Here is an 8,320-nt window from a genome sequence, read left to right as displayed (position 1 = left end):
TGCCTGCGGGCCGATGGTGACCGGCGGGCTGTCCAGCCTGGTGGCGGGGCTGATCCCGGCCGGCCCCGCGCGCGACCGGGCGTACGGCTGGGACGCGTCGACCTACAACGGCGCCGCGGTCACCGCTCCGGCGGCCGTGAGCCTGGTCGCCGCCTTCGGCTCGGCCGGCCCCGCGATGGCACTGCTGGCGGCGTCCGGAGCGCTGGCGGCGGCGCTGGCGGCGACCCTTCCGTACGAGAACCCCGGTCCGGGTCCCGCTCACGGCGAACCCCGGGCCGGGCTGGGCGCCGGGCTGGCCGCCCTGTGGCGGATCCGGGAGCTGCGGGCGGTCACCTCGGCCACGACCCTGGCCTTCGTGGGCGTCGGGGCGCTCACCACCACCTCGGTGCTGCTGGCCACCGGGCTCGGCAGCCCGGGCGGCGGCGGGGTGCTGATGACCGCCTTCGCCCTGGGCGCCCTGACCGGCTCCCTGACGCTGGGCCGGATCACGGCCGTGGCGCCGGGCCGGCTGGCCCGCTGGGCCATGGCGGCGACCGGGGTGGCGCTGGCGGCGGCCGCGTTCGCCCCGTCGGTCGCCCTCACGGCGGTGGCGTTCGCGGCCGCCGGGGTGTGCGACGGGCCGCTGCTGACGGCCACGTTGCGCATCCGTTCGGACTTCGCGCCCGACGGGGTGCGGACCCAGGTCTTCACCCTCGGCGCCGGGCTCAAGGTGACGGCCGCGTCGACGGGCGCCGCCCTCGTGGGGCTCGCGGCCGACGCGCCGCCCTGGACCCTGGTGCTCGCGATCGCGGGCCTCCAGCTGGCCGGCGCCCTGCTGCACGCCCTGGTGACGGCGCGCGGGCGCGTACGGGAGACGGCCGGGGCCGCCACCCGGGCCGGCGCCGGATCCGGGACCCCTACAGCGCCGTCGGCAGGTTCCGCCACAACTGCGGCCGGTCCGCGGACTCCTGGAGCGCCTTGAGCGCCGCCGGGTGCGGTGCGGCGTACACCTCGGGGTAGTCGATCTCGCCGAGTTCGGGGCGGACCGGGAAGGCGAGGCGTTCGTGGTCGAGGGTGAACTGGGCGTCCACGCCGGGCTTGTTGCCCCGCGGGTCCACCCGGGCCCAGTCGGAACTGCCGGGCAGGCGCAGGGCGACGAGCCCGTGGATCACCGGGTTCGACCCGTCCTCGTCGCCGAGGAGCTGGTAGCAGAGACCGGCCGGGATGCCCCGGGCGCGCAGCAGGGCGGTCAGCGCGTGGGCTTTGGCGTAGCAGATGCCGTTGCGCGTGGCCAGGACGTCGGAGGCGCGCCAGGAGACGCGGTCGTCGCCGGAGTCGGCCGAGTGCGGGATGGTGTCGCGGACGAACTCGAAGGCCACTTTGGCGTATGAATATGCGTCGCCCGTGGCGGTCCACAGGGCGTCGGCGGTCTCCTGGACCAGCGGGTGGTCGTGGTCGACGGCTTCATCGGCCGCCAGATAGGCGGCAACGTCGGAATGCTCCTGGATCAGTTCCATGATCCAGGAGCATACCCATGCATCCGACTGCATGCCTATAGATTTATGGCGCTAGCGTGCCAGCTCTTCCTTCAGGGCCTGGAGGAAGCCGTCCACGTCCTCTTCCTGGGTGTCGAAGCTGCACATCCAGCGGACGTCGCCGGCGATCTCGTCCCAGAAGTAGAAGCGGTAGCGCTCCTGGAGCCGGCGCGTCACCTCGTGCGGAAGCCGCGCGAACACGGCGTTCGCCTGCACCGGGTAGAGGATCTCCACCCCGTCGGTCTCGCGCACCCCGGCCGCCAGCCGCTGCGCCATCGCGTTGGCGTGACCGGCGTTGCGCAGCCACAGGTCCTTCGCGAGGAGCGCCTCGAACTGCACCGACACGAAGCGCATCTTGGAGGCGAGCTGCATGGACATCTTGCGGATGTGCTTCATCTGCCGGACGGAGTCCGGGTTCAGCACGACGACGGCCTCTCCGGCCATCATCCCGTTCTTGGTGCCGCCGAAGGAGAGCACGTCCACGCCGACCGCGTTCGTGAAGCTGCGCATCGGCACGTCGAGCGAGGCCGCGGCGTTGGATATCCGGGCACCGTCGAGGTGGACCTTCATGCCCTTGCCGTGCGCGTGCTCGACGATGGCCCGGATCTCGTCCACCGTGTAGACCGTGCCGAGCTCGGTGTTCTGAGTGATCGAGACGACCTGCGGCATCGCCCGGTGCTCGTCCTCCCAGCCCCAGGCCTGCCGGTCGATGAGCTCGGGGGTGAGCTTGCCGTCCGGGGTGGGGACCGTGAGCAGCTTGAGGCCCGCCATCCGCTCGGGCGCACCGCCCTCGTCCACGTTGATGTGCGCGCTCTCGGCGCAGATCACCGCGCCCCAGCGGTCGGTGAGGGCCTGCAGGGCCGTCACGTTGGCGCCGGTGCCGTTGAAGACCGGGTAGGCCTCGGCGTGGGCGCCGAAGTGGCTGCGGAAGACCTTCTGCAGGTGCTCGGTGTACTCGTCGTCGCCGTAGGAGACCTGGTGCCCCCCGTTGGCCAGGGCGACGGCCGCCAGGATCTCCGGGTGCACCCCGGCGTAGTTGTCGCTGGCGAAACCGCGCACCGCCGGGTCGTGGTGCCGGCGGGCGTCGGTCTTCGCCTGGGACTTCCTGATCGCGGTCTTCACGGCAGCGTTCTTCACGGCAGCGTTCTTCACGGTTGGGGAGTGAGCCACAGACGCTGTCCGTTCACATCGGAGGCGGGCCGCTCCCAGACGCCGGCGATGGCCTCGGCCAGCTCCTTGACGTCGGTGAAGCCCGCGAACTTCGCAGTGGGACGCTCGGCGCGCATCGCGTCGTGCACCAGTGCCTTGATGACCAGGATCGCAGCCGCGGCCCCGGGGCCGTCCTCGCCCCCCAGCTTGCGGAAGGAGTCGGCCATCGAGAGGGTCCAGGCCTCGGCGGCCGCCTTGCCCGCGTTGTACGCCGCGTTGTTGGCGACCGGCTTGTGCGCGCCGGACTGGCTCACCAGGACGAAGCGGCCGCGGTCGCTGCGCAGCAGTCCGTCGTGGAAGGCGAGCGAGGTGTGCTGGACGGTGCGGATGAGGAGCTTCTCCAGGAAGTCCCAGTCCGCGAGGTCGGTGTCGGTGAAGGTGGTGCTGCCGCGCCAGCCGCCGACGAGGTGCACGAGGCCGTCGATGCGGCCGAACTCCTTCTCGGTCTGCTCGGCCCAGGCCTTGGTGGCGTCCAGGTCGAGCAGGTCGACGGTGTCACCAGTGATGGTGGCGCCGCCGTGGGCGTAGCGCGCCGCGTCCACGGCTTCGGCGAGCCGTGCCGCGTCGGCGTCGGACGCCACGACCACGGCACCCGCCTCGGCGAGGCGGAGCAGGGTGGCACGGCCGGCGGGCCCGCCGGCCCCGGCCACCGCCACTACCGCCCCATGGAGCTTTCCGTTGCCGTTCCCGGAGCCGTTCATCGGTGCAGCCTCCTGAGGGCGAGTGCTCACGCGGCCACTCGCCGAGCGTCGTCAGAGTTCAGAGCGGTGATGCCCTTCGTCGAGGCGATCACACCCTTGAGCTTCTTGGCGAGGGCCTCATAGAACATGCTGAGCGGAAACTCGTCCGGAAGCACGTCGTCCACGAGCTTGCGCGGAGGCTGCGTGAGGTCCAGGGCGTCGGGACCCTTGGCCCACTTGGAGCCCGGGTGCGGGGCGAGGTAGGTGGAGACCAGCTCGTACGCCTTGAACCAGTGGACGAGCTTCGGGCGGTCGATGCCGGCCCGGTAGAGCTCCTCGATGTCGGCGCACAGCTGGTTGGTGACCTGCGGGGCCCGCATCCAGTCGATCTTCAGCTTGTTGTCCGTCCAGCGCACCACGTCGTGCTTGTGGAGGTAGGCGAAGAGGAGCTGGCCGCCGAGGCCGTCGTAGTTGCGGTTGCGGTCGCCGGAGACCGGGAAGCGGAACATCCGGTCGAAGAGGACGGCGTACTGCACGTCGCGGCCGTGCTCGTTGCCCTCGGACTCCAGCTTCACGGCCTCCTTGAAGGCGGTGAGGTCGCAGCGCAGCTCTTCGAGGCCGTACATCCAGAACGGCTGGCGCTGCTTGATCATGAAGGGGTCGAACGGCAGGTCGCCGTGGCTGTGGGTGCGGTCGTGGACCATGTCCCACAGGACGAAGGCCTTCTCGCAGCGCTCCTGGTCCTCGACCATGCGGGCGATGTCCTCGGGCAGCTCGATGCCGAGGATGTCGACGGCGGCCTCGGTGACCTTGCGGTACCGGGCGGCCTCGCGGTCGCAGAAGATGCCGCCCCAGGTGAACCGCTCGGGGGCCTCGCGCACGGCGATGGTCTCCGGGAAGAGCACGGCGGAGTGCGTGTCGTAACCCGGGGTGAAGTCCTCCAGGGTGATGCCGAGGAAGAGCGGGTTGTCGTACCGGGTGCGCTCCAGCTCGGAGAGCCACTCGGGCCAGACCATCTTCAGCACGACGGCCTCGAGGTTGCGGTCCGGGTTGCCGTTCTGCGTGTACATCGGGAAGACCACGAGGTGCTGGAGCCCGTCGGCGCGGTCGGCCGCCGGGTGGAAGGCCATCAGGGAGTCGAGGAAGTCCGGCACGACGAAGCCGTCGGCGGCCCACTTGCTCAGGTCGCCGATGAGGGCACGGTGGTACGCGCCGTCGTGCGGCAGCAGCGGCGACAGCGCCTCCACTCCGGCGATCACGCGCTCGATCGCGACATCGGCGGCGGCACGGGTGGGCGCGCCCTCGGCGTCGAAGTCGATGGAGCCGTCGGGCGACTGCCAGGGCCGGATCTCCTCCACGGCGGCCTTGAGCTCGGGCCACGCCGGGTGGTCCACCACCCGCACATCGGCGGTTATCACGGCGCCGCCGATACCCGGCACAAGAGTTTCCGTCATGTCACTTCCTCCACAGGAGAACCTCACGTCAAGGCAGCGTAAGCACGTGAGGGTCTCCTGTTCAAGAGGAGATGCGGGAAATTATCCTGCATCACCCCCAGGTCCACCGAAATTCTTCCCGTCGTTACACGTCGAGTCGATGACTTCGCCCAGCCGGTCCAGTACCTGGCGGGCCTGTGGGAGTACGCCGGCCAGCGCGAGGAACCCGTGGAACATTGCGGGGTGGGAGTCGAGGACCGAACGAACCCCGCTCGCGATCAGCCGGTGGTGGTACGCCTCGCCCTCGTCCCGCAGCGGATCGCACCCGGCGACCACCACGTACGCGGGCGGCAGCCCCCGCGGGTCGGCGGCGAGCGGGGAGGCCAGCGGATCGCCGCCGTCGCCGTCCGGGCCCAGGTACTGCTCCCAGAACCAGCGCAGGTGCGCGGCGGTCAGGAAGCAGCCCTCGGCGTTGCTCCGGTAGGACCCGGTGTCCTGCCCCGCGTCCAGGCAGGGGTACACGAGCACCTGGAGCGCGACGGCCGGTCCCCCGCGGTCGCGCGCCAGCAGCACCGAGGCCGCGGCGAGGTTCCCGCCGGCGCTGTCCCCGGCCACCACCAGGGCGGCCGGGTCCCCGCCCAGCTCGGCGACGTGCCCGGCCGCCCAGCACAGGGCGGCGTACGCGTCGTGGACGGCGGCGGGGAAGCGGTCCTCGGGCGCCCGGCGGTAGTCGACGGAGACGAAGACGGCACCGGAGGCCCGGCACAGGGCCCGGACGGTGGCGTCGTGGCTGTCGAGGTCGCACAGCACCCAGCCGCCGCCGTGGCAGAACACCACGGTCGGCCGGGGCCCGGGCCACCGCTCGGGGTCGGGGTAGTAGACGCGCACCGGGACCGGCGGCGCCCCGTCCGGCCCGGGAACGTCCCGGTCCTCCACCGAGCCCACGACGGGCGGGGGGACCGCCCGCGGTACGGCGGCCAGGATGCGGCGCGCCTCGTCGGCGTCGGTGACGCTTCCGCCGAGGTCGGGGAAGAAGGACGCCAGCGCGTCCACGTAGGGCCGGACGGCCGGGTCCAGCCGGTCGGCCCCGGAGCCGGGGTTCACCTCGGTCACGGCGGGCCCCCTACGCGTTCCGGCCCGGCGTGCCCGCGAAATGCGGGATGACCTTCTCGCCCCACTGCCGCAGGGTCTCCAGGCAGGCCTCCTGCGGCACCGTGCCCATCTGGATCAGGCACATGATCTCGTCGGCCCCCGCGTCCCTGAGCCGCTCGACGTACGCGATGGCCTCGTCCGCGCTCCCGTAGGCGTGGTCGGCGTTGAAGGTGGCCGTGGACGTGGGCCGCACCGGGATGTCCAGCTCGTGCAGCCGGGCCACCACCTGCTCCGCGGCCGCGCGCATCTCCGCGTCCTCGTCGGCTCCGGCCACCACCGCCTCGTCCGGGATGCCCGCCCCGCCGTACCAGTGGCCGATGGACTGCGCGAAGAACCGCTGGCCCCTGACACCGATCCGGCGCGCCTCCTGCGGATCGTCGAGCACGATCGTCGGGCAGAGCACGGAGAAGTGGTCGTTGACCGCGGTGGAGACGAAGCGGGCGCCGTCGCGGCCCGCGATCGCCGCGTCGTACACGGCGCGCATCCGCGCGATGGACTCCGGCCCGGCGAACCCCATCACCAGCGCCCCGACGCCGAGCTCGGCGGCCTGCGTCAGGGTCTCGGCCCGGCTGCACGCCAGGAAGAGCGGGGGGTGCGGGGTCTGGCTCGGCCTCGGCAGGATCGGGTGCGGGTCGATGTCGATGAGCTCCCCGTGGTACTCCAGCTCGTCCTCCTGCCAGGCCTTGCCGATGATCCGCAGCGCCTCCTCCACCTCGGCCGTGGTGCGGTCCCTGTCCACCCCGCACAGCGAGGTCTCCTGCACGGTCCCGCCGCGCCCCGCACCCAGGTCGACGCGCCCGCCGGAGAGCAGGTCGAGCATCGCGGCCCGCTCGGCGACCCGGACGGGGTGGTTGAAGGCGAAGGGCATGCACACGACTCCGTGCCCGATGCGTATGGTGTTGGTCCGGGCCGCCACCCAGGTCAGGAAGATCTCGGGAGCACTCATGTGGGCGTACCACTTCAAGGAGTGGTGCTCGACGGCCCAGATCCGGTCGAACCCCATCCGCTCGGCGAGCACCGCCTGCTCGACGCAGTCCCGGATGACCTGGTGCTCCCGTTCCACGGTCGGGTCGGCGAGCTGAGCTTCGAAGATCACGGAGAATTTCACGATGCCTCCAGGGTTGCGTCCCGTGCCCGGTCTCACTTCAATTCGGAATATGACTAGTAGTCAGACGTCGAAGAAGCAAGAGCTGCCGCCGACCGCGTGGGCCGTTCTGGGCCTCCTCTCCTTCCCCGGGGAGCGCACCGGCTACGAGCTGAAGAAGTGGGCCGACTCCTCCCTGCGCTTCTTCTACTGGTCTCCGGCCATCAGCCAGATCTACGCCGAACTGCGCCGCCTGGAGGAGCTCGGGTACGCGGCTTCCGTGCGCTCGGGGCCCGAGGAGGTGCGGGCCAAGCGCCGCTACGGGATCACCCCCGCCGGGCGCGAGGCGCTGGCCGGCTGGGCCTCGGACTCCGCCGAGGCCGGCCCCCCGGTGCTCAAGCACGGGCTGCTGCTGCGGGTCTGGCTCGGGCACCTGGCGGAGCCGGAGCGGCTGCGCGCGATGGTCACCGAGCACATGGAGCGCACCACGCAGGAGCTGGCGTCCGTACGGGAGGCCATGGCGCACGCGGCCACCGAACCGGACTGGGCGTTCCCGGTGCTCGCCCTGCGCTGGAGCGAACGCCAGCACCTGGCCGAACTGGAGCTGACCCGCGCCCTCTTGGCGGACCTGGAAGGCTTGGCGGACTCCGCACCGGCCGGATCGCGGGAGGACTCCGGGCAGGAGCGTCAAGGCGGTGGGGGCGCGCCCACGCCCGGGTGACACGGCGGGCCCCGTTCGGGGCTCCGCAGACCCGGCGGCCCCTGCATCGGGCGGCCGGACGGCGGTCCGCGGCGCCGCGCGGACGGTCCCATCGACCGCGCGGCGCACTAGCATTCGTCTTCGACCACGCGCGGCCGGCCGGGACACCGCGACCGCGCGGGGAGCCGCCGTCGACGGAAGCGAGAGAACCTTGACTTTCCTCACCATCGGTCACCGCGGGGTCATGGGCGTAGAACCCGAGAACACCTTGCGGTCGTTCGTCCGCGCGGAACGTTCCGGCATGGACGTCCTCGCCCTGGACCTGCGGCTCAGCAAGGACGGCGCCCTCGTCGTCCTGCACGACGCCGAAGTGGACCGGACCACCGACGGCTCGGGAGCCGTCGCCGACCTGACCCTGGCCGAACTGCGCGGGCTGGACGCCGGAGAGGGCCAGCAGGTGCCCCTCCTGGAAGAGGTCCTCGACGCGGTCCGGGCCCCGCTGCGCGTACAGGTCCACGAGCTCTCCGCCGTCGGGCCGTTCGCGGAGC

General features: G+C 72.0%; 9 protein-coding genes. 3 read left to right on the top strand and 6 right to left on the bottom strand.

What is annotated here, in order from left to right:
* Positions 1–961: MFS transporter (locus tag ACWGDE_RS32770; RefSeq protein WP_453392680.1), on the top strand; the 961-nt coding region annotated here is incomplete at its 5' end.
* Here ACWGDE_RS32770 and ACWGDE_RS32765 read toward each other — a convergent pair.
* The 6 genes from ACWGDE_RS32765 to ACWGDE_RS32740 form a co-directional block, all read right to left on the bottom strand.
* The gene (locus ACWGDE_RS32765) at positions 897–1,496 is read right to left on the bottom strand and encodes a transglutaminase-like domain-containing protein (RefSeq protein WP_453392679.1); all 600 of its coding nucleotides are present in this window, start codon (positions 1,494–1,496) and stop codon (positions 897–899) included. The genes ACWGDE_RS32770 and ACWGDE_RS32765 overlap by 65 nt on opposite strands.
* A gap of 51 nt (positions 1,497–1,547) precedes the next feature.
* Entirely contained in the window at positions 1,548–2,651 is a 1,104-nt protein-coding gene (locus ACWGDE_RS32760; RefSeq protein WP_453392678.1) for a threonine aldolase family protein, read from the bottom strand.
* 11 nt (positions 2,652–2,662) lie between these two features.
* Positions 2,663–3,424, bottom strand: a complete 762-nt coding sequence (locus tag ACWGDE_RS32755; protein ID WP_453392677.1) for an SDR family NAD(P)-dependent oxidoreductase — start codon at positions 3,422–3,424, stop codon at positions 2,663–2,665.
* A gap of 26 nt (positions 3,425–3,450) precedes the next feature.
* The gene (locus ACWGDE_RS32750; RefSeq protein WP_453392676.1) at positions 3,451–4,857 is read right to left on the bottom strand and encodes a DUF6421 family protein; all 1,407 of its coding nucleotides are present in this window, start codon (positions 4,855–4,857) and stop codon (positions 3,451–3,453) included.
* An 81-nt stretch (positions 4,858–4,938) separates the two neighbouring features.
* Entirely contained in the window at positions 4,939–5,949 is a 1,011-nt protein-coding gene (locus tag ACWGDE_RS32745) for an alpha/beta hydrolase (protein WP_453392675.1), read from the bottom strand.
* Between the two features lie 10 nt (positions 5,950–5,959).
* Positions 5,960–7,096 carry an LLM class flavin-dependent oxidoreductase gene (locus tag ACWGDE_RS32740; protein WP_453392674.1) on the bottom strand — a complete coding sequence of 379 codons (1,137 nt, stop codon included), beginning with the start codon at positions 7,094–7,096 and terminating at the stop codon, positions 5,960–5,962.
* Between the two features lie 49 nt (positions 7,097–7,145).
* On the opposite strand from ACWGDE_RS32740, the gene ACWGDE_RS32735 reads away from it, so the two are divergent.
* Positions 7,146–7,793 carry a PadR family transcriptional regulator gene (locus ACWGDE_RS32735; protein WP_453392673.1) on the top strand — a complete coding sequence of 216 codons (648 nt, stop codon included), beginning with the start codon at positions 7,146–7,148 and terminating at the stop codon, positions 7,791–7,793.
* A gap of 190 nt (positions 7,794–7,983) precedes the next feature.
* Positions 7,984–8,320, top strand: a 337-nt coding sequence (locus ACWGDE_RS32730) for a glycerophosphodiester phosphodiesterase (RefSeq protein WP_453392672.1), incomplete at its 3' end; no start/stop codon positions are given.

It is taken from the genome of Streptomyces sp. NPDC054956 (assembly GCF_053609185.1).
Note: the sequence above shows the minus strand (reverse complement) of the source record. Positions and strands in the feature narration are given on the sequence as shown.